20 protein-coding genes, 1 tRNA gene and 1 riboswitch are annotated in these 24,686 nt (G+C 71.0%); of the genes, 14 read left to right on the forward strand and 7 right to left on the reverse strand.

Annotated features, from left to right (window positions below):
• Positions 1-67: 67 nt before the first annotated feature.
• The 8 genes from HW837_RS35740 to HW837_RS35775 all read left to right on the forward strand — a co-directional run bounded on the left by HW837_RS35740 (position 68) and on the right by HW837_RS35775 (position 9,540).
• Positions 68-1,117, forward strand: coding sequence for a LysM peptidoglycan-binding domain-containing protein (locus tag HW837_RS35740; protein WP_193380412.1), 1,050 nt, complete (start codon positions 68-70; stop codon positions 1,115-1,117).
• Between the two features lie 182 nt (positions 1,118-1,299).
• A riboswitch (cyclic di-AMP (ydaO/yuaA leader) is annotated at positions 1,300-1,499 on the forward strand.
• Positions 1,500-1,503: 4 nt separating this feature from the next.
• The gene (locus tag HW837_RS35745; RefSeq protein WP_045556297.1) at positions 1,504-2,190 is read left to right on the forward strand and encodes a LysM peptidoglycan-binding domain-containing protein; all 687 of its coding nucleotides are present in this window, start codon (positions 1,504-1,506) and stop codon (positions 2,188-2,190) included.
• 421 nt (positions 2,191-2,611) lie between these two features.
• Positions 2,612-3,892, forward strand: a complete 1,281-nt coding sequence (eno, locus tag HW837_RS35750; protein WP_093791847.1) for a phosphopyruvate hydratase — start codon at positions 2,612-2,614, stop codon at positions 3,890-3,892.
• A 114-nt stretch (positions 3,893-4,006) separates the two neighbouring features.
• The gene (locus HW837_RS35755; RefSeq protein WP_086800420.1) at positions 4,007-4,489 is read left to right on the forward strand and encodes an FtsB family cell division protein; all 483 of its coding nucleotides are present in this window, start codon (positions 4,007-4,009) and stop codon (positions 4,487-4,489) included.
• A 58-nt stretch (positions 4,490-4,547) separates the two neighbouring features.
• Entirely contained in the window at positions 4,548-5,078 is a 531-nt protein-coding gene (locus HW837_RS35760; protein WP_060884429.1) for a DUF501 domain-containing protein, read from the forward strand.
• Positions 5,075-6,016: a Ppx/GppA phosphatase family protein gene (locus HW837_RS35765; protein ID WP_045556301.1), complete on the forward strand. Its 942-nt coding sequence runs from the start codon at positions 5,075-5,077 to the stop codon at positions 6,014-6,016. Before HW837_RS35760 ends, HW837_RS35765 begins: the two co-directional genes overlap by 4 nt.
• Positions 6,017-6,497: 481 nt before the next feature.
• Positions 6,498-7,883: an NAD(P)/FAD-dependent oxidoreductase gene (locus HW837_RS35770; protein ID WP_045556302.1), complete on the forward strand. Its 1,386-nt coding sequence runs from the start codon at positions 6,498-6,500 to the stop codon at positions 7,881-7,883.
• A gap of 355 nt (positions 7,884-8,238) precedes the next feature.
• Positions 8,239-9,540, forward strand: a complete 1,302-nt coding sequence (locus HW837_RS35775) for a class I SAM-dependent methyltransferase (protein WP_045556303.1) — start codon at positions 8,239-8,241, stop codon at positions 9,538-9,540.
• A gap of 59 nt (positions 9,541-9,599) precedes the next feature.
• Here the strand turns inward: HW837_RS35775 and HW837_RS35780 are convergent, their stop codons facing one another.
• Together HW837_RS35780 and HW837_RS35785 are read right to left on the reverse strand one after the other, a co-directional pair.
• Positions 9,600-12,140, reverse strand: a complete 2,541-nt coding sequence (locus HW837_RS35780) for an ABC transporter permease (RefSeq protein WP_093791805.1) — start codon at positions 12,138-12,140, stop codon at positions 9,600-9,602.
• A 113-nt stretch (positions 12,141-12,253) separates the two neighbouring features.
• Entirely contained in the window at positions 12,254-13,024 is a 771-nt protein-coding gene (locus tag HW837_RS35785; RefSeq protein WP_060884434.1) for an ABC transporter ATP-binding protein, read from the reverse strand.
• Between the two features lie 495 nt (positions 13,025-13,519).
• Here HW837_RS35785 and HW837_RS35790 point away from each other — a divergent pair.
• Both HW837_RS35790 and HW837_RS35795 read left to right on the forward strand, forming a co-directional pair.
• Positions 13,520-13,602 (forward strand) — tRNA-Leu (locus HW837_RS35790).
• A gap of 386 nt (positions 13,603-13,988) precedes the next feature.
• Positions 13,989-14,870, forward strand: coding sequence for a Bax inhibitor-1/YccA family protein (locus tag HW837_RS35795; RefSeq protein WP_045556306.1), 882 nt, complete (start codon positions 13,989-13,991; stop codon positions 14,868-14,870).
• 99 nt (positions 14,871-14,969) lie between these two features.
• On the opposite strand, the gene HW837_RS35800 is transcribed toward HW837_RS35795, so the two are convergent.
• Positions 14,970-15,200 carry a DUF4287 domain-containing protein gene (locus HW837_RS35800; RefSeq protein WP_045556307.1) on the reverse strand — a complete coding sequence of 77 codons (231 nt, stop codon included), beginning with the start codon at positions 15,198-15,200 and terminating at the stop codon, positions 14,970-14,972.
• A 103-nt stretch (positions 15,201-15,303) separates the two neighbouring features.
• On the opposite strand from HW837_RS35800, the gene HW837_RS35805 reads away from it, so the two are divergent.
• Positions 15,304-15,615: a hypothetical protein gene (locus HW837_RS35805; protein WP_177262089.1), complete on the forward strand. Its 312-nt coding sequence runs from the start codon at positions 15,304-15,306 to the stop codon at positions 15,613-15,615.
• 121 nt (positions 15,616-15,736) lie between these two features.
• Here the strand turns inward: HW837_RS35805 and HW837_RS35810 are convergent, their stop codons facing one another.
• The 3 genes from HW837_RS35810 to HW837_RS35820 form a co-directional block, all read right to left on the reverse strand.
• Positions 15,737-16,519 (reverse strand): hypothetical protein, encoded by a 783-nt coding sequence (locus HW837_RS35810; protein WP_045556441.1) that lies wholly within the window; start codon positions 16,517-16,519, stop codon positions 15,737-15,739.
• Positions 16,520-16,814: 295 nt separating this feature from the next.
• The gene (locus tag HW837_RS35815) at positions 16,815-18,032 is read right to left on the reverse strand and encodes an acetyl-CoA C-acetyltransferase (protein ID WP_045556309.1); all 1,218 of its coding nucleotides are present in this window, start codon (positions 18,030-18,032) and stop codon (positions 16,815-16,817) included.
• Between the two features lie 381 nt (positions 18,033-18,413).
• Entirely contained in the window at positions 18,414-19,505 is a 1,092-nt protein-coding gene (locus HW837_RS35820) for an SGNH/GDSL hydrolase family protein (protein WP_177262090.1), read from the reverse strand.
• Between the two features lie 158 nt (positions 19,506-19,663).
• Here HW837_RS35820 and HW837_RS35825 point away from each other — a divergent pair, with 158 nt between their 5' ends.
• The gene (locus HW837_RS35825; protein ID WP_045556311.1) at positions 19,664-21,055 is read left to right on the forward strand and encodes a cystathionine beta-synthase; all 1,392 of its coding nucleotides are present in this window, start codon (positions 19,664-19,666) and stop codon (positions 21,053-21,055) included.
• 373 nt (positions 21,056-21,428) lie between these two features.
• On the opposite strand, the gene HW837_RS35830 is transcribed toward HW837_RS35825, so the two are convergent.
• Entirely contained in the window at positions 21,429-21,878 is a 450-nt protein-coding gene (locus tag HW837_RS35830; RefSeq protein WP_045556312.1) for a hypothetical protein, read from the reverse strand.
• A gap of 178 nt (positions 21,879-22,056) precedes the next feature.
• Between HW837_RS35830 and HW837_RS35835 the strand changes: the two genes are divergently transcribed.
• Positions 22,057-23,766, forward strand: coding sequence for an aromatic amino acid ammonia-lyase (locus HW837_RS35835; protein WP_237270511.1), 1,710 nt, complete (start codon positions 22,057-22,059; stop codon positions 23,764-23,766).
• Positions 23,763-24,623, forward strand: coding sequence for a MurR/RpiR family transcriptional regulator (locus HW837_RS35840; protein ID WP_093791807.1), 861 nt, complete (start codon positions 23,763-23,765; stop codon positions 24,621-24,623). The genes HW837_RS35835 and HW837_RS35840 overlap by 4 nt, the downstream gene beginning before the upstream one ends.
• Positions 24,624-24,686: the final 63 nt, after the last annotated feature.

Raw genomic sequence — 24,686 nt, forward strand, 5'->3', positions numbered from 1 at the left:
CGTCAGTGCGAAGGGGTCACCCCACACCCTTCGCGCCGGCCACTGCTGTCGCGTGAAAGGCAACCGCATGCTCTCCGGGAACGGTCGACACCGTCGCCCCCGTCAGGCTCCCGCTCTCCTCGTCGCCGCCGGAGTGACCGGCTCGGCCATCGCGATCCCCCTGCTCGGCGCCACCGGCGCGAGCGCGGCCAGCGGAACCACCTGGGACCAGGTGGCGGAGTGCGAGAGCGGTGGCTTCTGGAGCGCGGACACCGGGAACGGACGCTACGGCGGCCTCCAGCTCACCCAGGCGAACTGGGAGAAGTACGGCGGCCTCGAGTACGCCACGAGCGCCGACCAGGCCAGCCGCTCGCAGCAGATAGCCGTCGCCGAGAAGGTCCTCGCAGACCAGGGCGTCGGCGTCTGGGCCACCTGCGGCCTGCTCCACAACCTCGGCGGCGACTCCGGTTCCGCCGACGTGGACACGGGCGTCGCGGACGACTCGACGAAGGCGGGCGGTTCCTCCAGTGAGTCCGGTTCTTCTGATTCATCCGATAGGTCCGGTTCTTCGGACTCCTCTGATTCCTCCGACTCTTCGGGTTCGTCCGATTCCTCCGGATCCACCTCCGCCGAGGGGGTCGACGGGGCCGACTCGGCCAAGTCCGCCGACTCGACCCCCGATGCCGTCGAGGGGTCCGCCAAGGCCAAGGCCAAGGCCGACGCCGACTCGGACGACTCCACGGACTCCAAGGGTGCGAATGTGGACAAGTCGTCACAGAGTGACGACTCTTCGGGTGGCGAGAGCGAAGCCGGCACCGGTCGCCACCGTGGCGCCGGTGCCGACGAGGGCACCGCCGGCGCGAAGGCCGGCACGGACGCGGCCGACGGCTCCCGCACCGCCGATCCCACCCCCTCGGGCCGTCACGCCTCCCGCGGTGGCGACGCGGCCCGGGAGGCCGTGGACGGCGCCTACACCGTCCGCGCGGGCGACAGCCTGACGCGGATCGCGAACTCGCTCGACCTGAACGGCGGGTGGCGCGGGCTGTACGCCGAGAACGAGAGCACCGTGGGGGCCGACCCGGACCTCATCCTTCCCGGTCAGACCCTGGAAGTCGGTGCCGAAACGGGCGAAAAGTAGCGACAGTTCGGGTCACCGTTCGCCCCTGAATGCCCGTTTTGATCTAGGTGGGAGATGAATCACAGACCCCCTGATCGTCTTTGAAATCCGGGCAATCACGTGTTTACGGTCGTGACCGCTCGCCACAGCGGGCCCCTGCGGTCGGTACGCCGAATCCTGCCAACGGCCGCAAGGAACAGTCGTCGCGTCAAGCGCCGTAGGCAGGAGCGGGGGACCCAAGGTAAGTGCCGGGTCCGGTGGTTGCGGCCCTTCGAGGGCGTACGTCCGGAACCGGCTCGGGGTGAAGCCGCGCCACGTGAGCCGAGAGGCGAGCGGGCGCGGCCGGGCAACTCAACCGGCCCGAACCCGACAGCTCACCTCGCAGGCGTCGGTGAGGGGATCTCTCCATGCTGTTTTCCAGCAAGGGCAAGCACCGCCGTCCGTCCAAGGCCGCTCGCGCCATCGCCGTCGCCGGTGTCACCGGCGCCGCCGCCGTCGCCGCCCCGCTGATGGCCGCCGGCAGCGCCTCCGCCGCCACCGCCTCCGAGTGGGACGCCGTCGCCCAGTGCGAGTCCGGCGGCAACTGGTCCATCAACACCGGCAACGGCTACTACGGCGGTCTGCAGTTCTCGGCCTCCACCTGGGCCGCCTACGGCGGTACGCAGTACGCCTCCACCGCCAACCAGGCGAGCAAGGCCCAGCAGATCGCGGTCGCCGAGAAGGTCCTCGCGGGCCAGGGCAAGGGTGCCTGGCCGGTCTGCGGCAAGGGCCTGTCCGGCGCTTCGTACGACGGCGCCGCCGCCTCCTCCTCGAACTCCGGCTCCTCGCAGCAGGGCACCCAGGAGAGCACCAAGAAGAGCACCGAGGACACCCGCGCCTCCCGCTCCTCCGAGCGTGCCACCGTCGAGACCCCGACCGGCAAGAAGGTCAAGAAGGGCGACGGCGAGTACAAGGTCGTCACCGGCGACACCCTCAGCGCCATCGCCGCGAAGAAGAACGTCAAGGGTGGCTGGGAGAAGCTCTTCGAGCTGAACAAGGACATCATCGACGACGCCGACTTCATCTACCCGGGCCAGCAGCTCCACCTGAGCTGACCCGCGGCGAAGGCGACGGCCGCCACACGTCTGCCGTCCCCACGGCCGCCCCCACGGCCGGGCAGGCGGGGCGGGTTCGGCTGGGCCGAGAGATCGGGCCGCTTCCCAGCTGAACCACAGCCCGCTCACATCCGTGTCCTCCATAGTGAAGACCTCGTGAGGGCCGTCCCCCCGTCCCCCACGGGCTCCCCGCCCCGGTGCGCATTCCCCCGTACGCACCGGGGCGGGGTTTTTCATGCCCGCTCCTTCTTTCTGTTCACTTTCTGGCCCACCCCCCTTTGTTCCGGCCTGGAACAATGGGTACGGTCTGTGTGTCCACGGGACGGTCGGTCGGCTGCCGACGAGCCCGAGGCGGTTAGGCTCTAGTCGCAAGGCCCGCGGGCCCCGCACTTCCGCGTCACATCCCATGAAGGAGATGCTCGTGCCGTCCATCGACGTCGTCGTAGCCCGGGAAATCCTCGACTCACGAGGCAACCCCACCGTCGAGGTCGAGGTCGGCCTCGACGACGGCAGCACGGGTCGTGCCGCCGTTCCCTCCGGCGCCTCCACCGGTGCCTTCGAAGCCATCGAGCTCCGTGACGGGGACCCCAACCGCTACCTCGGCAAGGGCGTCGAGAAGGCCGTCCTCGCCGTGATCGAGCAGATCGGCCCGGAGCTCGTCGGCTACGACGCCACCGAGCAGCGCCTGATCGACCAGGCGATGTTCGACCTGGACGCCACCGACAACAAGGGCTCCCTCGGCGCCAACGCCATCCTCGGCGTCTCCCTCGCCGTCGCCCACGCCGCCTCCGAGGCCAGCGACCTGCCGCTCTTCCGCTACCTCGGCGGCCCGAACGCGCACCTGCTGCCCGTCCCGATGATGAACATCCTGAACGGCGGCTCGCACGCCGACTCCAACGTGGACATCCAGGAGTTCATGATCGCCCCCATCGGCGCGGAGTCCTTCTCCGAGGCCCTGCGCTGGGGCGCCGAGGTCTACCACACCCTCAAGAAGGTGCTGAAGACCAAGGGCCTGTCCACCGGCCTCGGCGACGAGGGCGGCTTCGCCCCGAACCTGGAGTCCAACCGCGCCGCCCTGGACCTCATCCTGGAGGCCATCAAGGAGGCGGGCTACACCCCCGGCGAGCAGATCGCCCTCGCCCTCGACGTCGCCGCCTCAGAGTTCTACAAGGACGGCGTCTACACCTTCGAGGGCAAGGAGCGCTCCGCCGCCGAGATGACGGAGTACTACGCCGACCTCGTCGCGTCGTACCCGCTCGTCTCCATCGAGGACCCGCTGTTCGAGGACGACTGGGCCGGCTGGAACACCATCACCGCGCAGCTGGGCGACAAGGTCCAGATCGTCGGCGACGACCTCTTCGTCACCAACCCCGAGCGTCTCGCCCGCGGCATCGAGGAGGGCTCGGCCAACGCCCTGCTCGTCAAGGTCAACCAGATCGGTTCGCTGACCGAGACCCTGGACGCCGTCGAGCTGGCCCAGCGCAACGGCTTCAAGTGCATGATGTCCCACCGCTCCGGCGAGACCGAGGACGTCACCATCGCCGACCTCGCCGTCGCCGTGAACTGCGGTCAGATCAAGACCGGCGCCCCGGCCCGCTCGGACCGCGTCGCCAAGTACAACCAGCTGCTGCGCATCGAGGAGATCCTCGACGACGCCGCGGTCTACGCCGGCCGCAGCGCCTTCCCGCGCTTCAAGGGCTGACCCGTACAGGGTCAAGGCCTAGCCAGTCGTACGTACGTCCCCGTACCGGTCCCGTACCGTGTGCGGGGACGTACGTGCGTCGCGCACAGGAGAAGACAGAAGGGGAAGCGGGACATGGCCGTGAAGGACCGGGACCGGGACCGTTTCTCCACCGCGACGCGGCTGAAGGTGCTCGGTGAGCAGACGGCCGCCCGGGTCTACCGCTCCCAGACCAAGCGCCAGGCCCGCCGCTCCCGGCTGACCGGCCGGGCCGCGCTGCTCGCCCTCGTCCTCTGCTCGCTGATCGTGGCGCTCGCCTATCCCATAAGGCAGTACGTCTCCCAGCGCGCCGAGATCGCCGACACACAGCGGCAGCGCGAGGAGGCGCGCGAGCGGGTCGAGGAGTTGCGCGACCTCAAGGCGCGCTGGCAGGACGACGCGTATGCCGAGCAGCGCATCCGGGAGCGGCTGCACTATGTGATGCCGGGCGAGACCGGTTACACGATGATCGACCCGGACGCGGCGAAGCAGTCCCGTACGACCCAGGGGGCGGCCGACCGTCCCTGGTACACCAATGTCTGGGACGGGGTCGACAAGGCCGACGCCGCCGACAGCTGAACGGCCACCTTCGTGACCGTCAACCGATGAGCCACACCGAGGACTTGAGTAGCAGGTTATGCAGACCCCTCCGCCGCCCACCCCGCGCACCGAGCCGACCGACGCCGACGTCGAGGCCTTCCAGCAGCAGCTCGGACGTCCGCCGCGCGGCCTGCGCGCCATCGCGCACCGCTGCCCCTGCGGACAGCCGGACGTCGTCGAGACGGCGCCGCGCCTGCCGGACGGGACGCCCTTCCCCACGACGTACTACCTGACGTGCCCGCGCGCGGCCTCCGCGATCGGCACGCTGGAGGCGAACGGCGTGATGAAGGAGATGACGGAGCGGCTGGCGACGGACCCCGAGCTGGCCGCCGCCTACCGGGCGGCGCACGAGGACTACATCGCCCGCCGCGACGAGATCGAGGTCCTGGAGGGCTTCCCCAGCGCGGGCGGCATGCCGGACCGCGTGAAGTGCCTGCACGTCCTCGTCGGCCACTCGCTGGCCGCCGGTCCCGGCGTCAACCCGCTGGGCGACGAGGCGATCGCGATGCTCCCCGAGTGGTGGGCCAAGGGCCCGTGCGTCACGCTCCCCGAGGGGGACGCCCAGTGACCCGGGTCGCCGCCGTCGACTGCGGTACGAACTCCATCCGGCTCCTCGTCGCCGACGCCGACCCGGCCACCGGTGAACTCGTCGAGCTGGACCGGCGGATGATCATCGTGCGGCTGGGCCAGGGCGTCGACCGCACGGGCCGGCTGGCCCCCGAGGCGCTGGAGCGGACCTTCGCGGCCTGCCGCGAGTACGCGGCCGTCATCAAGGAACTGGGCGCCGAGCGCATCCGTTTCGTCGCCACCTCCGCCTCCCGGGACGCCGAGAACCGGGACGAGTTCGTGCGCGGGGTGTTCGACATCCTCGGCGTCGAGCCCGAGGTGATCTCCGGCGACCGGGAGGCCGAGTTCTCCTTCACCGGCGCGACCAGGGAACTGAGCGGGCGCACCGACCTCACCCGGCCGTACCTGGTCGTGGACATCGGCGGCGGCTCCACCGAGTTCGTCGTCGGTGACGACCAGGTGCGCGGCGCCCGCTCGGTGGACATCGGCTGCGTACGGCTGACCGAGCGGCACCTCGTCCGCGACGGGGCGGTCGTCGACCCGCCCGCGCCGGAGCAGATCGCGGCGATCCGCGCGGACATCGAGGCGGCCCTCGACCTCGCCGAGCGCGATGTGCCGCTGCGCGAGGCGCACACCCTGGTCGGGCTGGCCGGTTCGGTCACGACGCTGTCCGCGATCGCCCAGGAGCTGCCCGCGTACGACTCGGCGGCCATCCACCACTCCCGGATCCCGTACGACCGGGTCCGGGAGATCACCGAGTGGCTGCTGCGCTCCACGCACGCGGAACGGGAGGCCGTCCCGTCGATGCATCCCGGCCGGGTGGACGTGATCGCGGCGGGCGCCCTCGTCCTCCTGTCGATCATGGAACGGATCGACGCGACGGAGGTCGTGGTGAGCGAACACGACATCCTGGACGGCATCGCCTGGTCCGTGGCGTAGCTCGTGGGTGGCCGCCGGGGTCCTCCCGGCGGTCGGCGGGCGTCTGTGAGGGAGTGTTTACTACTCGCCGGTAGCCTCGCTTGAGCTGTTCGGATAACGTATGAGCGCGTCCGAGGGGTGCTTCCGCGCCCCTCGTCGACCCGGCGCCCGGAAACTTCGTGAACTTCTTCACAAGAGAATCGCCCCTGTTGAGCGATGTTTTGAGGCTCCGCAGAGCGTTCCGGGGTTCCCAGGGGTCAACAGGGCGTCCCCGGCGGGGTTCCGCGGGGGTCTCGTCCGTGTGAAACCGAAGGGTGGTCCAGGGCCCTCAACAGACCGGAACGGCAGTTCACGCGGCCTTGACAACGGTCAAACCTCCCGGCCGGTCCCCTGGTGGGCCGTGCCCCCGGCCAAGGGGGTCGCGCAGTGTAGCAGAGGGGGTGGGGAAGCTTGTGAAGGGGCGCACGAGCGACCCCCGTATGGCGGGTACATACTCGATGGCATGAGCACCACGGAGCGTCCCAGGATCCTCGTAGTAGGCGGTGGGTACGTAGGCCTGTACGCAGCTCGGCGCATCCTCAAGAAGATGCGCTACGGCGAGGCGACCGTCACGGTCGTCGACCCCCGGTCGTACATGACCTACCAGCCCTTCCTCCCCGAAGCCGCCGCCGGCAGCATCTCCCCCCGGCACGTCGTCGTCCCGCTGCGACGCGTGCTGCCGAAGGCGGAGGTCCTCACCGGTCGGGTCACCACCATCGACCAGGACCGCAAGGTCGCCACGATCGCCCCGCTGGTCGGCGAGGCGTACGAGCTGCCCTTCGACTACCTGGTGATCGCGCTCGGCGCGGTCTCCCGCACCTTCCCGATCCCCGGCCTCGCCGAACAGGGCATCGGCATGAAGGGCATCGAGGAGGCCATCGGCCTGCGCAACCACGTCCTCGAACAGCTCGACAAGGCCGACTCCACGACCGACGAGGACGTCCGCCGCAAGGCGTTGACCTTCGTCTTCGTGGGCGGTGGCTTCGCCGGCGCGGAGACCATCGGCGAGGTCGAGGACATGGCCCGCGACGCCGCGAAGTACTACAAGAACGTGTCCCGTGAGGACATGCGCTTCGTGCTCGTCGACGCCGCCGACAAGATCCTCCCCGAGGTCGGCCCGAAGCTCGGCCTCTACGGCAAGGAGCACCTGGAGGGCCGTGGGGTCGAGGTCTACCTCAACACCTCCATGGACTCCTGCGTCGACGGCCACGTCGTGCTGAAGAACGGCCTGGAGGTCGACTCCAACACGATCGTCTGGACCGCCGGCGTCAAGCCGAACCCGGTCCTCTCGCGCTACGGCCTCCCGCTCGGCCCGCGTGGCCACGTGGACGCGTCGCCGACCCTCCAGGTCACCGGCACCGACTACATCTGGGCCGCCGGCGACAACGCCCAGGTCCCGGACGTCGCCGCCCGCAAGGCCGGCATCGAGAACGCCTGGTGCCCGCCGAACGCGCAGCACGCGCTGCGTCAGGCCAAGGTCCTCGGCGACAACGTGGTCTCCGGCATGCGGGGCTTCCCGCAGAAGGAGTACGCGCACTCCAACAAGGGCGCGGTGGCGGGTCTCGGCCTCCACAAGGGCGTCGCGATGATCGTCATGGGCAAGATGAAGATCAAGCTGCGCGGTCGCCTCGCGTGGTACATGCACCGTGGCTACCACGGTCTCGCGATGCCGACCTGGAACCGCAAGATCCGGGTCTTCGCGGACTGGACGCTCGCGATGTTCCTCAAGCGCGAGGTCGTCTCCCTCGGCGCCATCGAGACTCCCCGCGAGGAGTTCTACGAGGCGGCGAAGCCGGCGCCGGTCGCTGCCGCTCCGGCCAAGACCGAGGAGAAGGCCAAGGCCTCCTGACCTCCTGAGCCATCCGAAGGGCCTCCCGCCATCCGTGGTGCGGGGGGCCCTTCGGCGTGCGCGGGAGAACTCGGGGGTGCGGGTTCGTCGGCGGGTGCGGGCGCGTGGGGGCTGGTCGCGCAGTTCCCCGCGCCCCTGAAAAGCAGGGGCTGCGCCCCGTGCTTTTCAGGCCCGTCGCCGGTCGCCCTTCAGGGCCACGGGGGCCTGGTCTTTCAGGGGCGCGGGGAACTGCGCGAGAAGCCCCCACGCACCCGCACCCGAAGAACACACCTCCCCACGGGAATACGGCACAGCCCCGCAGGTGATTACCGTGGCGTTGGACATTCCGGGATCTGTTGTCACGGAGGTGTGCGCCATGCAGGACGCCGCGTCGCGGCTGAAGACCCTGTTCGAGCAACTGTCGGGGGCCCCGCTCCCGGTCCGGCTGCGGGCCTGGGACGGGTCGACGGCCGGACCGCCGGAGGCACCCGCCCTGGTGGTACGCAACCGCAGGGCCCTGCGCCGACTGCTGTGGAAGCCGGGCGAACTGGGCCTCGCCCGCGCCTGGGTCGCCGGTGACCTCGGCGTCGAGGGCGACCTGTACGCCGTACTGGACCTGGTGGCCGACCAGGTGTGGGAGCGGGACGAGGACGCCCGAAGCCTCGCCGACACCCTGCGCGACCCCCGGGCCCGGGCGGCCGTCAAGGGCCTGCTGAAGCTGGCCGGCCCCGCCGTCCTCGTCCCGCCCGAACCGCCGCGCGAGGAGGTCCGCACCCGCCACCGGCACACCAGACGCACCGACAGACGGGCCGTCAGCCACCACTACGACGTCGGCAACGACTTCTACGAGGCCGTCCTCGGCCCGTCGATGGTGTACTCCTGCGCCTATTGGTCCGCCGCCGACGGCAGCACCACCCTCGAAGCCGCCCAGCACGACAAGCTCGACCTCATCTGCCGCAAACTCGGCCTGACCCCGGGGCAGCGGCTCCTCGACGTCGGCTGCGGCTGGGGCTCCATGGCCGTGCACGCGGCCCGCGAGTACGGCGTCCACGTCGTCGGCGTCACCCTCTCCCAGGAACAGGCCGTCCACGCCCGCAAACGCGTCGCGGAGGAGGGCCTCACCGACCGCGTCGAGATCCGCGTCCAGGACTACCGCGACGTCACCGACGGGCCCTACGACGCGATCTCCTCCGTCGGCATGGCCGAACACGTCGGAGCGGACCGGTACCTGGCGTACGCCGAGGACCTGTACCGGCTGCTCGCCCCCGGCGGCCGGCTGCTCAACCACCAGATCTCCCGGCGCCCACAGCGCGACGAGAGCACGTACTCCCTCGACGGCTTCATCGACGCGTACGTCTTCCCGGACGGCGAACTCGCCCCGATCGGCACCACCGTCACCCAGCTCGAACGCGCCGGGTTCGAGGTCCGCGACGTGGAGTCCCTGCGCGAGCACTACGCCCTCACCCTGCGCGCCTGGGTCACCAACCTCGAAGCCCGCTGGGCGCACGCGGTCGCCCTGGTCGGCCCCGGCCGCGCCCGCGTCTGGCGCCTCTACATGGCCGCCTCCGCCCTCGGCTTCGAACGCAACCGCCTCGGCGTCAACCAGGTACTGGCCGTACGGCCCCCGGAAGGGGGTGCGTCGGGCCTCCCGCTGAGGGCCCGGACCTGGGGCGCCTGAACGCACGGACGGGGGCGCGTACGGCCATGTACGTGCCCCCGTCCGTATGTCTGCCTCGGCTACTCCGACTTGATCGCCGCGAGCATGTTCAGCTTCGCCGCGCGGCGGGCCGGCCACAGCGCGGCCAGGATGCCGACGGTGGCGGCGAGCAGGAGGAAGACGGCCATCCGGGCCCAGGGGACGACCAGTTCGTACGTCGGCATCCGGCTGGCGACGAGCTCACCGGCGGCCCAGCCGAAGAAGACGCCCAGGCCGATGCCGAGGACACCGCCGAAGAGGGAGATGACCAGGGACTCCAGACGGACCATCCGCTTGATGCCCTGCCGGTCAAGACCGATCGCGCGGAGCATGCCGATCTCCTGCGAACGCTCGAACACCGACATGGCCAGGGTGTTGATGACGCCGAGGACGGCGACGATCACGGCCATGGCCAGCAGGCCGTAGAGCATGTTCAGCATCAGCGTGAACATCTTCGCGATGTCGTCGGAGAGGTCCTGTCCGCTCTGGACCTTGATCGCCGGGTTCTCGCCGAGGGCCTTCTCCAGCCGGTCCTTGGTGGCGTCCGAGGCGCCGGACGAGGTCTTCACCATGATCATCATGTCGGCCGGGTCGACGTCGGCGGGCAGCCGCGCGTCGAGCGTCCTGTTGTCCAGGAGGATGCCCCGGATCAGCTCGTTGCTCTCGTAGACCCCGGCGACCGTCAGCTTCTGCTTTTGGCCCCCCTCGAACCCGGCGGTGAGCTCCGAACCGGCCTTCCAGCCGCGCCGCTCGGCGGTCTCCGCGTCCACCACGACCTGGCCGCCGCCGACCTTGAACGTCCCGTTGTCGAGGGGCAGGTCGGTGAGCTTGCCGATGGCCGCGCCGTTGACGCCCGTGAGGTACTCGGTCTCGCCCCCGATCCGGGACTCGGCGTTGCGCAGCGGCGAGACGGCGGTGACGCCCTCGGCGGCGGAGAGCTGCTTCTCCACGTCGGGGGAGAGGAAGTTGCCGTTGGCCATCGAGACGACGTAGTCCGCCTTGATCGCGTCGGCGGCCATCTTGCCGATGGACTTCTGGAGGCTGCCCGCCATCACCGTCATGCCGGTGATCAGCGTCAGTCCGATCATCAGCGCCGACGCGGTCGCGGCGGTGCGGCGCGGATTGCGCACGGAGTTCTGCCGGGCGAGCTTGCCGGAGATCCCGAAGACCCGCATGAGGGGGGCGGCGGCCGCGATCAGCGGGCGGGACAGCAGCGGGGTGAGGACGAAGACACCGATGATCAGCACCACCGCGCCGATGCCCATGGGCGCCTGCCCGTCCGAGCCCTCCAGCGTGGTGGCGTACAGCACGGTGGCCACGCCCGCGCCGGCGAACAGCGCGCCGATCGTGTTCCGTACGACGAGCGACTTGGTCGTCGCCTTCGCGTGCACGCTGCTCATCGCCGCGACCGGCGGGATCTTCGCCGCGCGGCGGCCCGGCAGCCAGGCGGCCAGCATCGTGATCAGTACGCCGACGAGCAGGGCGGTGGCGACCGTGCCGGGGGAGACCACCAGCGGGCCGGCGGGGACGGTCTCGCCGAGCGTGCCGATCAGGGCCCGCATCCCGGCGCCGATGCCGACACCGGCGGCGAGACCGGTGACGGCGGCGACCGCGCCCACCACGAACGCCTCGATCAGCACGGACCGCGTCACCTGGCGGCGGGAGGCGCCGACCGCGCGCAGCAGAGCCAGCTCCTTGGTGCGCTGGGCGACCAGCATCGTGAAGGTGTTGGCGATGATGAACGTGCCCACGAACAGGGCGATCCCGGCGAAGACCAGCAGCGCGTTCTTCAGGCCGCTCATCTCGGCGGCGATCTGCGTGGCCTGGTCGTCCGCGAGCTGCTGACCGGTGGTGGTGTACGCGGAGTCCTTCGGCAGGACCTCGTCGACGGCCTTCTGCAACTGGGCCTGGCTGGTGCCCGGCGCCGCCGTCACGTTGATCGTGTCGTACTCGCCCTTCATGTGGAACAGCGTCTGCGCGGTCGCCGTGTCGAACAGGGTGAGGCTGCCGCCGGCGGCGACATTGCCGTCGTCCGTCGTGAAGATCCCGCTGACGGTGGGGGTGAGGACCGGGCCGTCGACCGACAGCCGGACGGTGTCGCCCACCTCGTACCCGGACCGCTTCGCGGTCTCCGAGTCGATCGCGACCTCGTCCGCGCCCTCGGGCGCGCGGCCGCCGTCCTGGATGGGGTACCGGGGGTCGTCCGTCCCCCAGTAGTTCCCGCCCTGCGACTGGAAGCCGCCGCCGATCAGCTTGCCGTCCTTGCCGGCGAGGGCGGTGAACCCGCTCACCACGCCGATCGCCGACTCGGCGCCGGGCGCCCGCTCGACCTTCTTCAGCACCTCCGGGGTGAGCTTCGGCTGCTCGGCGACGGTGTCGCCCTCGTCCGGCTGGTATCCCGACCGGATCGCGACGTCCACGTGGTCGAAGCCCTTGGCCGAGCTCTTCTGGAGCGCGTCCGAGATGGTGTTCGTGAAGACCAGCGTGCCCGACACGAAGGCGACGCCGAGCATCACCGCGAGCACGGTCATGAGAAGCCTGGCCTTGTGCGAGAGCACGTTGCGCAGGGCGGTACGGAACATGAAGGGGTCCCTGTTTCGGGGTGGGGGCGGAGGGGGCGGGAGGCGCCGGAGTGGAGCGGGCCGGAGTGCGCGTCGGGGCAGAGGGCGCGGAGGGGCGGGGCGGTGAACTCCCTTTAGCTCGTGCGCCCCTTGGTGTCGAACCTCTTCATCCGGTCCAGCACCAGGTCCGCCGTCGGCTCGTGCATCTCGTCCACGATGCGTCCGTCGGCGAGGAAGATGACCCGGTCCGCGTAGGCCGCGGCCACGGGGTCGTGCGTCACCATCACCACGGTCTGCCCCAACTCCCGTACGGAGTTGCGCAGGAAGCCCAGCACCTCGGCGCCCGAACGGGAGTCCAGGTTTCCGGTGGGCTCGTCGCCGAAGATGATGTCCGGCCGGGAGGCGAGCGCCCGCGCCACGGCGACGCGCTGCTGCTGGCCACCGGAGAGCTGGGCGGGCCGGTGGCTCAGCCGGTCGGCGAGGCCCACCATGCGGATCACGGTGTCCAGCCACTGCTTGTCCGGCTTGCGGCCCGCGATGTCCATCGGGAGGGTGATGTTCTCCAGCGCGGTCAGGGTCGGCAGCAGGTTGAACGCCTGGAAGATGAAGCCGATCTTGTCCCGGCGGAGCTTGGTGAGCTGCTTGTCCTTCAGCGAGCCCAGTTCGGTGTCGCCGATGCGGACGGAGCCGGCCGAGAAGGTGTCCAGGCCGGCCACGCAGTGCATCAGCGTGGACTTGCCGGACCCCGAGGGGCCCATGATCGCGGTGAACTGGGCCTGCCGGAAGTCGACGGTGACCTGGTCCAGCGCGACCACCCGGGTCTCGCCCTGTCCGTAGACCTTCGACAGTTCCGTGGCGCGGGCGGCCACAGCGGTGGACCGGTCGGCGAGGGGAGTGGTGGTCACGGGTGGGAACTCCTGTCGGGGCGACGGCGTTTGGGGTGTTCGCGAACGACCGAGGGGTCCCGCGGGACTGCCGTGGGCATGCCGGGGTCGTACGTCTGTCGTTCTGTGGATGGCTCCATGGTCTCGGCGCAGGGGCGCCGTGTAGTCAGCCGCTGTTCCGGTTCCGGGGGCAGACTTCTGACGGACCGGCGGAGGGCCCGTCATACCTGGGGATGACGGTGGGATCCGACCGGAGTGTGGGGCGCGCGATCGACACGAGTCAGCGCGTCATCGCGCGCGATCGGTGGGGGACCGCTCGTTCGGGCGGTGAAATTCCGTCATTCCGCACGCGGCCGGTCGTGCCGCCCGTAAGGCTATTGGCAAGTGCGGATGGCGTGTTCCGTGGGCTGATGCACCCTCAGACGTCAATAAAATAAGACAACATCGGTCCGCTCTTCGACTGTTCGGAGGAAGCGTCCCGATAGGCTCGGGACCTCAGCGCGGAGCCCATGGCCTGCCCGGATGGTGGAATGCAGACACGGCGAGCTTAAACCTCGCTGCCCCTCGCGGGCGTACCGGTTCAAGTCCGGTTCCGGGCACCTCCGACCAAACCAGCACATACCTCCCCACACTCCCACATCCCCCCACCCTCGGGGTGCGCCTCGCGCACCCCGGCCACACGCACAGGGAGAAGCTTCTTCACCCTCCTGCCGGCCGTCCTGCTCGGTCCGGGGATCGGTGCTCACCTACTGCTCCCGGACGCGGCTGAAGGGGACCACGCGTGAGGCCGGGGTGATCTCCGGGAGATCGCGGGTGGGTACCGGGTTGGTCATGGGTTGAGGGGGGTGGGGCGGGGAATCAGGGAGACGCGTAGCGTGTTCGATGTCAGGGCAGGGGAAAGATCCTCCCCAAGCACTAGGGTCAATCCTTTGCCTACCTATTACTCTTGAGCCAAGGCCACGCAGGGTGGCCATGGAGGAGTGAAATGAGGAGCAGCAACCCGGTCTTCTCGCGACGGGGGTTCAGCCGCGACAACGGCTACGCGGGCTTCAACACCGCGCCGCAGGCCGGGGGAGCAGCTGTCGGCACGCAGGGCAACCCGTACGCCCAGCAGGGCGGCAACCCGTACGCGACCAACCCGTACGCCCAGCAGGGCGTGCAGCCCGGCACCCCGCCGCAGGCTCCGGCCCGCACGGGCGCCATGACCATGGACGACGTCGTCATGCGCTCGGCCATGACGCTCGGTACGGTCGTCGTCGGCGCGGTCCTCGCCTGGGCCCTCCTGCCGGTGTCGTCCACGAGCTACGGCCTGGCCATCGGCGCCGCGCTGATCGCCTTCGTCCTGGCGATGGTGCAGTCCTTCAAGCGCAAGGCCTCGCCCGCGCTGATCCTGGCCTACGCCGCCTTCGAGGGCGTTTTCCTCGGCGTCCTCAGCGAGATGTTCAACTCGCAGTGGAGCGGCGCGCCCTTCCAGGCGGTGCTCGGCACCATGGCCGTCTCCGGAGCCACCCTCCTGGTCTACAAGGCGGGCTGGATCCGGGTCACCGCGCGGTACGCCCGCATCGGCATGACCATCGCGATCGCCTTCATCCTCGTCATGGCGGTCAACCTGCTGCTCGTCGTCTTCGGGCTCGCCCCCGACGGCGGACTGCGCAGCATGGGCCCGCTCGGCGCGATCGTCGGCATCCTCGCGATCCTGCTCGGCGCGTTCTTCCTGACCCTCGACTTCAAGCAGATCGAGGACGGCATCGCCTACGGTGCCCCGCGCGAGGAGGCCTGGCTGGCCGCGTTCGGCCTGACCATGACCCTCGTGTGGATCTACATCGAGATGCTCCGTCTGGTCGCCATCTTCAGCGGCGACGACTAGACCCGCCGGATCCGCCGGATCCGGCGGATCCCGCAGGACCACTGATGAAGGGCCCCCGAACCTCGCGGTTCGGGGGCCCTTCGTAGGTTCTCGGCGGCTTCACAGGAGCTTCCGCGCGGCCCTCCTCAGGTCGTACTCGTGAATGATCGCTTTGGCGTGGCCGTACGCGAGGTCGTACTCGTGCCGGAGCCAGCTGACCTTCTCCTCGAAATTGAAGAGAGCGGGGCCTTCATCGACTTTGCGGAGCCAGTCGGAGACTTCACGACCGGTGCAGTGTGGGATGCGGGCGAGCAGGTTGCGATGGGTCTCCTCGGAGAAGACTTGGGACATCGGCGCCTCCGGACGAAAGGGAATGTAAGCCGGTCCTTCAGGTCACGTTGCCTGAGTGGCGGCCTGTTGGCAACAGTCCGGTTGGGGCGCGTACTCTCGCGGCGTGCTTGATACGACGCCGTTGACCCGTGCCGTGGATCATTTCGCCGACCGGTTGCGGGCGGCCCCGCAGAGCCGGCTCCAGCGGAGCGCCGCCGCGGAGGCGCTGGGGCTGGCCAGGGAATTGGCACTGCGTGCCCAGCGGCTGGAGACGCCCGAGGGGCCGTTTCACGAGATGCCGGACGCGGGGATGTTCGCGGCGGCCGATCAGGTCACGGTCGCCGGGAACGATCTCGCGCTGGTGCTGGCGGACGAGGAGGCGCTGGTGGAGGCCGTGGCGCTGGTGGAGGAGGCTCAGCGGCGGGCCGGGGTGTGAGTTCCCCGCCCGCGGGGGTGTGCCGACGCCCAGGGGGAGGGGGCGCGCGTTCGACGGGCGGGTGCGGGCCCGGTGGGGCTTCTCGCGCAGTTCCCCGCGCCCCTTCAGGGCGCGGCTCGGCCTACAGGGACGCGATGACCCGGTCCGCCAGTATGTAGACCATGTCGTCGCCGCACTCGAAGGTGAGCGTGTAGGCACCCGAGATGCCCGAGCCGCCGAGAAGAACGGGGACGTCGCCGCTCTGGAGGGCGGTCGCGAGGCGCTCTGCGGTTTCGCGGTGGCCGGGGGTCATGCACAGGGTGGTGCCGTCGGCGAAGACGTAGACGTCGAGGGTGCCCAGGGGGCCCGGGCGGACGTCGGCCAGTTCCGTGCGGGACGCGGCGAGGTCCTCCAGGCAGGCGACCGTACGCTCGTGGTCGTTGGTGACAGGTGACTGCACCGGCACGAAATCGGGGTGCGAGGGGTGGCGGCGGCGGGCCGCGGCCAGCTCGGCGGAGTCCCCGGCGAACTCGTCGCTCTCCAGACCGGGCTCGATCACCGGCTCCAGGTGTTCCAGGCCCGCGAAGTCGGACTGCCGGGGCAGGAACAGGTCACTCTCGGGCAGCCCCAGCAGCGGCGGCGTGTCGGTCACGTCGCGGGACTCCTGGGCGGCCCAGAAGGCCCGGGCCTCGGCGAGCTCACGCTCCCGCTCCTCGGCCAGGGCCTCGGCGACGGCGGCGCGTATCTCCTCCGTGTCGGCTGCCGGACGGGCGGCCGGCACCAGGGCGCGCGGCCCGGCGGCCCGGCTCTCGGCCAGCTCGGTGCGCAAGGCAGCGACCTGTCGGCGCAGACCCACGAGGGTGCGCAGGACGGCGACGCCCACGGCGGCGGTGGCGGCCGTGGTGAGCAGCAAGGCGATCGGCATGGCGCTCACTGACGTACTCCCGGTTCAAAGTCGACCCCCGACTTCCTACATCAGCTTGAAGGGCGGACTAACCAGCTGTCAGTGCGTAACGTCACGAAACGGGCAGAAATCTTGCCCCGATGTTTGGTGGTGAAACGGCTCTGAGCTGCGTAAATCGCTCTCCGGGGGGAGATAGGTCACATCCTGGGGGAGATTGGATCACAAAACGGCCCGGAGTCCCACGGATTCCGGGACTCCGGGCCACAGCATCACGGTGCGCGTCCGTGCGGTCACGGCTCCGCGCGAGGGTGGTCGGTCAGCTGAGGCGCTCGATGACCATCGCCATGCCCTGGCCGCCGCCGACGCACATCGTCTCCAGGCCGAACTGCTTGTCGTGGAACTGGAGGGAGTTGATGAGCGTGCCGGTGATGCGGGCGCCGGTCATGCCGAAGGGGTGGCCGACGGCGATGGCGCCGCCGTTCACGTTCAGCTTGTCCAGCGGGATGCCGAGGTCGCGGTAGGAGGGGATCACCTGGGCGGCGAAGGCCTCGTTGATCTCGAACAGGTCGATGTCGTCGACGGTGAGGCCCGCGCGGGACAGGGCCTGCTTCGACGCCTCCACCGGGCCGTAGCCCATGATCTCGGGGGAGAGGCCGGAGACGCCGGTGGAGACGATCCGGGCGAGCGGGGTGAGCCCGAGGTCCCGTGCCTTGGTGTCGGACATGATCACCAGGGCGGCGGCGCCGTCGTTCAGCGGGCAGCAGTTGCCGGCCGTGACCAGGCCGTCCTCGCGGAAGACCGGCTTCAGGCCCTGCACGGCCTCCAGGGTGACGCCGGCGCGCGGGCCGTCGTCCTTGCTGACGACCGTGCCGTCGGGCAGCGTCACCGGGGTGATCTCGCGCTCCCAGAAGCCCTTGCCGATGGCCTCCTCGGCGAGGTTCTGCGAGCGGACGCCGAACTCGTCCATGTCCTGCCGGGTCACGCCCCACTGACGGGCCAGGTTCTCGGCGGTCTGCCCCATCGCGATGTACGGGTCGGGGAGCAGACCGTCCTCGCGCGGGTCGTGCCAGGAGGCGCCGACCGACTTGGAGACCGTCTCCGTGCGGGCCTCGGCCTCGGCGAAGAGCGGGTTACGGGCGGTGTGGATGTCGCTGGTGCCGCGCGCGCTGCTGCTGACGACCTCGACGCCGGCGGAGATGAAGACGTCGCCCTCGCCGGCCTTGATGGCGTGCAGGGCCATGCGGGAGGTCTGGAGCGAGGAGGAACAGTAACGGGTGACCGTGCAGCCCGGCAGGTGGTCCATGCCCAGCTGTACGGCCACGATCCGGCCCAGGTTGTGGCCCTGCTCGCCGCCGGGGAGGCCGCAGCCGAGCATCAGGTCGTCGATGTCCCTCGGGTCCAGCTCCGGGACCTTCGCGAGGGCGGCCGCGACGATGGTGGTGGTCAGGTCGTCGGGGCGCAGGTCCTTCAGCGAGCCCTTGAAAGCGCGGCCGATGGGGGAGCGGGCGGCTGAGACGATCACGGCTTCGGGCATCACGGCTCCATTGGCATGCGACGGAAAGCAGGGCTGTGGGGGAAGTTACCCGTACGTATGGTCCGGGTCACGGGCATGAGGGTGTGACTCCGACCGCACTTTTCTAAGCGCTTGCTTTTTGGGCGGGCGCCCAGTGACTCGGGGGTGGGGTCGCGTTGGCGGCCGCGGCCCGGTGGGGCTTCTCGCGCAGTTCCCCGCGCCCCTAAAAGACCAGGCCCCTGCGGGCCTGAAAAAGACCACGGCCGGGCGGGCCTGGAAAGACCACGGCTGGGCGGGCCTGAAAAGCACGGGGCGTAGCCCCTGCTTTTCAGGGGCGCGGGGAACTGCGCGAGCAACCACGAACCACCCGCACCCGCCCACGAGACAGTCACCCCCGAGCCACTAGGCGCCCGGCTGCGCCTCCGCGGCAGCGGTCGGCGCGGGGTCCGTCGCCGGTACCCTCCGCCGGCGCCGCCGCTTGAGCAGAGCCCACGGCCCCCGCGGCCCCGTCGGCATCGCCGCGGTCACCTCCGTACCCGCCTCCGACGCGGCCTCCGCGGCCGCGCGGGCCACCGGCAGGAAGCCCTCGCGGCGGCTGACGTCCGGCCGCTCCTCGTCCGCCGGCCACAGGCCCAGCGCCGCGCAGACCGTCGGCAGGAGGGCCATCGCCGCGGTCGCGTAGCCCTCGGCGGAGGGGTGGTAGTTGTCGGGGCCGAACAGCTCCCGGGGATTCTGTTCGAACTCGGGGCCGAGAAGGTCGCCCAGCGACACGGTGCGGCCGCCCTGCTCGACGGTGCCGATCGTCTGGGCGGCCGCCAGCTGCCGCGAGGCCCGGCGGGCGAGCCAGCGCAACGGCTGCTGCACGAGCTCGATCGTGCCGAGGTCGGGACAGGTGCCCACCACCACCTCGGCCCCGGCGGTCCGCAGCCGCCGTACGGCCGCGGAGAGGTGGCGGACCGAGCGGGTCGGCGGCATCCGGTGGGTCACGTCGTTCGCGCCGATCATGATCACGCAGACGTCGGGGACCTGGGCCGGGTCCTCCAGGACCACGGCCACCTGCCGGTCGAGGTCGTCCGACTGGGCACCCGGCAGCGCTACGTTGCGCAATAGCACCGGGCGCTCGGCGACCGCGGCGAGCCCCGAGGCGATCAGCGCGCCCGGGGTCTGCCGGGACCGGTGGACGCCCTGGCCGGCGGCGGTGGAGTCACCGAGCATGACGAGGCGGAGCGGGGGATCGTCAGGGGCGTCGTACGAACTGCCGTACGAGCCGTAGCCGTACGCGCGCCCGTACCGGCTGCCGTGCGTGTGGCCGTACACGCCCTCCGCGCTCGGCGGGTGCGGGCTGTGCCCGTTGCCCACGACGCGCTTGGCCATCCGCACCTCGGCCAGCACCACGCCCACGGCCGCCGCACCCAGCAGACCGATGCCGCCACCGCCGTACGCCGCGCCCGCCGCGATGCGGCGGGCCACCCTTGCTCTGGACATGCTCGTCATGCGTCGCCGCCACCTCCTCGTACCCGTACACCCACTCCTTGCCCCGTAGCGGCCCTCGGCCAATCCCGGCGGAAGGTGAACAGGGAGGAGAACAGTGAGGACGGGGCTTAGGCTGGCTGGACATTACGACCATCCCTTTTGCGGCTCCGGAGACAACGGTGCAAATCCACGACTCGATGATCAGCCTCGTCGGCAACACCCCGCTGCTGAGGCTCAACAGCGTGACCGAGGGCATCCAGGCGACCGTCCTGGCCAAGGTCGAGTACTTCAATCCCGGCGGTTCCGTGAAGGACCGCATCGCGCTGCGCATGATCGAGGCGGCGGAGAAGAGCGGGGAGCTCAAGCCCGGCGGCACGATCGTCGAGCCCACCAGCGGAAACACCGGTGTGGGGCTCGCCATCGTCGCCCAGCAGAAGGGCTACAAGTGCATCTTCGTGTGCCCCGACAAGGTGAGCACCGACAAGATCAACGTGCTCAGGGCGTACGGGGCCGAGGTCGTCGTCTGCCCCACGGCGGTCGACCCCGAGCACCCCGACTCGTACTACAACGTGTCCGACCGGCTGGTCCGCGAGACGCCCGGCGCCTGGAAGCCGGACCAGTACTCCAACCCCAACAATCCGCTCTCCCACTACCACTCGACCGGCCCTGAGCTGTGGGAGCAGACGGAGGGGCGGATCACCCACTTCGTGGCCGGTGTGGGCACCGGCGGCACCATCTCCGGCACCGGCCGGTACCTGAAGGACGCCAGTGACGGTCGCGTCCAGGTGATCGGCGCCGACCCCGAGGGGTCCGTCTACTCCGGCGGTTCCGGGCGGCCGTACCTGGTCGAGGGCGTCGGCGAGGACTTCTGGCCGACCGCTTACGACCGGACCGTCGCCGACGAGATCGTCGCCGTGTCCGACAAGGACTCCTTCCAGATGACCCGTCGGCTGGCCAAGGAGGAGGGCCTGCTGGTCGGCGGCTCCTGCGGCATGGCCGTCGTCGCCGCCCTGAGGGTCGCCGAGCGGCTCGGCCCGGACGACATCGTGGTCGTCCTGCTGCCCGACAGCGGGCGCGGCTACCTCAGCAAGATCTTCAACGACGAGTGGATGGCCGACTACGGCTTCCTGGAGGACGAGGGCCCGAGCGCGCGGGTCGGCGCCGTCCTCAGCCACAAGGAGCACGGGGCCATCCCGTCCCTCGTCCACATGCACCCGGACGAGACGGTCGGCCAGGCGATCGAGGTGCTGCGCGAGTACGGCGTCTCGCAGATGCCGATCGTGAAGCCGGGCGCCGGTCACCCGGACGTCATGGCCGCCGAGGTGGTCGGGTCCGTCGTCGAGCGCGAACTGCTGGACGCCCTCTTCGCCCAGCGCGCCTCGCTGGACGACCCGCTGGAGAAGCACATGTCCGCGCCGCTGCCGCAGGTCGGCTCCGGTGAGCCCGTCGGTGACCTGATGACCGTGCTCGGCTCGGCGGACGCGGCCATCGTGCTCGTCGAGGGCAAGCCGACCGGTGTGGTCAGCCGGCAGGACCTGCTCGCGTTCCTCGCCAAGGGCGGCGCCAAGTAGGAGTGGCCCGTGCGGTGCGACGGGAGGGGTGCCTGATTCGGGAGAAAAATCCCGGCAAGCGCCCTTCTTCGTCGAAAATCTGCCCGAGTCGGGGGTTTGACTTCGCAGAAGTGGTACGAGCGCGTCACGTCCGCGCAGCACTCGCTTAACACGGGTCCGGCACATTGGTGGGTGTCGGCAGGGCGGGAGCGGCTCCCCGCTCCGGCCGACGGCGAAACGGCGCCAAGGACCTCCGGAGCGGCTCCCGGACCTCCATGGACGCCAAGGACGCGCCAGCCCGGTTCCGACCCGGCCCGCGTCCCTCGCGGGGACCGCCGTCGTCCCGCCCCCCGTCACACGGGGGTGCGGCGGTCCCCGCGCATATCTCTCCGGGTCACTCTTCCCACTCCGACTCCCCTTTCGCGCCCCGGCGGCGGCCCAGAGTCGGGGAGTTGCGCAGTGCCCAGGCCACGTTCACGCCGACGATGCCCGCCCAGGTGACGAGCAGGCCGGAGAGTCCGGCCTCCCCGGCGCCGATGCCGGACAGGGGGATGGCCACGACGAGGGAGACCACGCCGAAGCCGTAGCGTTCGCCCCAGGTGTCGCTGGACCTGTCGGGGGAGCGGCTGCCTCGGGCCACCACCATCTGCTGCTCGGCGACCTGACGCCGGACCCGGCGGTCCACCACGGTGTCGATGCGCTGGTCCACCTTCTCCAGGAACGAGTCGACGAGCGCGGACTCGTAGTCCTCGCCCAGATCTCTGCGGGCGTTCAGGGTGGCGGCGAGTTCCTTCTTCAGCTCGGTGTCCCCGAGCTGTGTGTCACGGGCATCCATACCGGTCATGCCTCTCACGGTAGGGAGCCGGAAGCCGCCTGGCACTGGGGTTAGCCCCCCAGTCGGCGCACCGGCTCCCCCTGCCGTTTCCCGCCGGGAAGCCCTTGCCCGGCCTGCATAGGCTCATGCAGAGTTCTCGGTGACTGAATATGTGGTGTCCGTCGGGGCCGAGGAGGTGGTGTGGTCGATGTCCTCACCGATCATGGGCGCGCCGGACGCCCGTGCCGCCGCGCGGACTGTGGCGACTGCGGCGACCGCGACGGCTGCGACCACTGCGGCGACCGCGACGGCTGCGGCGACCGTGTCCGCCGGGCTTGTCGTACCCGCCGGGCTCGTCGTGCTCGACGGGCGGGCGCTCGGGGTCGCCGATGTCGTCCGGCTCGCCGACGGTGTCGTACGGCCGGTGGCCGACGGGGAGGCCGTGCGGCGGGTCGAGGAGTCCTGGGAGGCCGCCCGGCTGATCGCTGCGGCCGGACGGGTGTACGGCCGTTCCACCGGCGTCGGCGCCAACCGCTCCGAGGACGTGCCCACCGAGGCGGCCGCCGGGCACGGCCTGCGTCTGCTGCGCAGTCACGCCGGGGCCATCGGGGAGGAGCTGCCCGCCCGTCAGGTACGGGCCATGCTCGCCGTCCGCGCCAACCAGCTGCTCGCGGGCGGCGCGGGGCTCCGGCCGACCGTGGTCACCGCGCTCTGCGCGGCGCTGGAGAGCGGGGCGCACCCCGTGGTCAACGAGTTCGGCTCGGTGGGGACGGGCGACATCGCGGCGCTGGCCCAGGTGGGGCTCGCGCTGGCCGGGGAGCACCCCTGGCGGGTGCCGGGGGCGGGGTCCGGGTTCGCGGACGGACCCGGGGGCGGGTCAGGGGGCGGGTCCGGTCCCGGCAGCGGGGCGGGCTTCGGTGTTCCCGCGGCGCAGGCGCTCGACAACAACGACGCCCTCGCGCTGATCAGCAGCAACGCGCTCACCCTCGGACAGGCCGCGCTCGCGCTGCACGAGTTGCGGGGGCTGATCGCCGCCACACAGGTCGTCGCCGCGCTCTCGCTGCTCGCCGTGGACGGCTCGCACGAGGCGTACGCGGCGCCCGTGCACGGTGCGCGCGCCCACCGGGGGTCGCGCGAGGTGGCCCGGCGCATGCGGGAGCTGATCGGGGCGGCCGACCGGCCCACACCCCCGCTGGGGCGCATCCAGGACCCGTACGGCTTCCGGTGCCTGCCGCAGATCCACGGGCCCGCCCTGGACGCGGCGGACGCGCTGGAGGGCGTCCTGGAGATCGAGATCAACGCGGCGGCGGAGAACCCGCTGATCGTCCCGGAGGACATGGCCGCCTACCACCACGGCGGCTTCTACCAGGCCCAACTGGCCCTCGCCCTGGACCACTTCCGCCTCGCCACCACCCAGGTGGCCCGGCTGTCGACCTCCCGGCTCTCCTCGCTCAACGAGCCCGCGTACACCCGGCTGCGGCCCTTCCTCGCCGACCACGAGCCCGCCTCCTCGGGCGTGATGATCCTGGAGTACGCCGCCGGAGCCGCCCTCGGTGACCTGCGGGCCTTCTCCGCGCCCGCGTCGCTCGGCCACGCTGTACTCTCCCGGGGCGTCGAGGAACAGGCCAGCTTCGCCTCGCTCGCCGCCCGGCAGACGCTGCGGGCGTGCCGCGCGTACCGGCTCGTCGTCGGCTGCGAACTCGTCGCCGCGGTACGGGCGTTGCGCCAGCGGGACCTGCGGCCGGATCCGGAACTGCCCGTCGGGCGCGCACTGGAACTGGCCGAGGCCGTGCTCGACCCGGACCCGGCCGACCGGCCGCTGACCGAGGACGTGAGCGCGGCGGCCGTACTGCTCGATCGGTTCACCGAGATCTGGACGGACGTCCAGGCGGATCCACTGAGGGGGAGCGCGTCATGAGCGCGGACAACGGCCCGGGCGTGACGGACAGTCCCGCCGCGCGGCTGCAGACGCTCTTCGAGGGGCACCGGCTGACGCCCACCCAGCGGCGCATCGCCCACAGCATGGTGCGGCGGGCGGCCGACGTGCCGTTCCTGTCGAGCGTGGAGCTGGCGGAGCTGGCCGGGGTGAGCCAGCCGTCCGTGACACGGTTCGCGGTGGCGCTCGGCTTCGACGGCTACCCGGCGCTGCGCCGGCATCTGCGCGACGTCGGGCCCGCCGAGCCGGCCCCGGACACCACCGCCTACAACGAGTACCAGCAGGCCGTCGAGGCCGAGATCGAGAACCTGCGGCACCTGGCCGAGGTGCTCGCCGACCCCGCCCCGGTGGCGCGGGCCGGGCGGCTGCTGGCCGCGTCCCGGCCGCTGCCGGTGCTCGGACTGCGGGCCGCGGCCTCCCAGGCGTACGGGTTCGCCTACTTCGCCGCCAAGGTCCACCCCGACGTACGGCTGCTGCACGAGGGCGGCAGCATGCTCCACGACCGCATCGACGCGGCCGTGCGCGGGGGCGCGACCGCGCTGCTCTGCTTCGCGCTGCCGCGCCACCCCCGCGAGGTCGTCGAGGCCCTGGCGTACGCCAAGGAGGCGGGGCTCTTCGTCGTCACGGTCGCCGACTCCGCGTTCGCGCCCGTGGCCAAGGTCTCCGACCTGCTGCTGCCGGCCGCCGTCGGGACCGGGCTCGCCTTCGACACGGCGTGCGCCCCGATGCTGCTGGGCCGGGTGCTCCTGGAGGCCATGTGCGACGACCTGCCGGAGGCCCAGGCGCGGCTGGAGGAGTTCGACGCGAAGGCCGCGACCAGGGGACTGTTCGTCGAGTAGTCGTCGAGTTGTCGTCGAGTTGTCGTCGGGTAGCCCTCGTGGAGGGGCCCGGTGGCCGTGCCG

The organism is Streptomyces caniscabiei (genome assembly GCF_014930365.1).
In the GTDB taxonomy this organism is placed as follows: domain Bacteria; phylum Actinomycetota; class Actinomycetes; order Streptomycetales; family Streptomycetaceae; genus Streptomyces; species Streptomyces caniscabiei.

What these genes read in the sequence shown, in the direction of transcription:
- HW837_RS35740 (WP_193380412.1), top strand. Translation starts at nt 68, where the DNA reads ATGCTCTCCGGGAACGGTCGACACCGTCGCCCCCGTCAGGCTCCCGCT.
- HW837_RS35745 (WP_045556297.1), top strand. Translation starts at nt 1,504, where the DNA reads ATGCTGTTTTCCAGCAAGGGCAAGCACCGCCGTCCGTCCAAGGCCGCT.
- HW837_RS35755 (WP_086800420.1), top strand. Translation starts at nt 4,007, where the DNA reads ATGGCCGTGAAGGACCGGGACCGGGACCGTTTCTCCACCGCGACGCGG.
- HW837_RS35760 (WP_060884429.1), top strand. Translation starts at nt 4,548, where the DNA reads ATGCAGACCCCTCCGCCGCCCACCCCGCGCACCGAGCCGACCGACGCC.
- HW837_RS35770 (WP_045556302.1), top strand. Translation starts at nt 6,498, where the DNA reads ATGAGCACCACGGAGCGTCCCAGGATCCTCGTAGTAGGCGGTGGGTAC.
- HW837_RS35775 (WP_045556303.1), top strand. Translation starts at nt 8,239, where the DNA reads ATGCAGGACGCCGCGTCGCGGCTGAAGACCCTGTTCGAGCAACTGTCG.
- HW837_RS35780 (WP_093791805.1), bottom strand. Translation starts at nt 12,140, where the DNA reads ATGTTCCGTACCGCCCTGCGCAACGTGCTCTCGCACAAGGCCAGGCTT.
- HW837_RS35795 (WP_045556306.1), top strand. Translation starts at nt 13,989, where the DNA reads ATGAGGAGCAGCAACCCGGTCTTCTCGCGACGGGGGTTCAGCCGCGAC.
- HW837_RS35800 (WP_045556307.1), bottom strand. Translation starts at nt 15,200, where the DNA reads ATGTCCCAAGTCTTCTCCGAGGAGACCCATCGCAACCTGCTCGCCCGC.
- HW837_RS35810 (WP_045556441.1), bottom strand. Translation starts at nt 16,519, where the DNA reads ATGCCGATCGCCTTGCTGCTCACCACGGCCGCCACCGCCGCCGTGGGC.
- HW837_RS35815 (WP_045556309.1), bottom strand. Translation starts at nt 18,032, where the DNA reads ATGCCCGAAGCCGTGATCGTCTCAGCCGCCCGCTCCCCCATCGGCCGC.
- HW837_RS35820 (WP_177262090.1), bottom strand. Translation starts at nt 19,505, where the DNA reads ATGACGAGCATGTCCAGAGCAAGGGTGGCCCGCCGCATCGCGGCGGGC.
- HW837_RS35830 (WP_045556312.1), bottom strand. Translation starts at nt 21,878, where the DNA reads ATGACCGGTATGGATGCCCGTGACACACAGCTCGGGGACACCGAGCTG.
- HW837_RS35835 (WP_237270511.1), top strand. Translation starts at nt 22,057, where the DNA reads ATGTCCTCACCGATCATGGGCGCGCCGGACGCCCGTGCCGCCGCGCGG.
- HW837_RS35840 (WP_093791807.1), top strand. Translation starts at nt 23,763, where the DNA reads ATGAGCGCGGACAACGGCCCGGGCGTGACGGACAGTCCCGCCGCGCGG.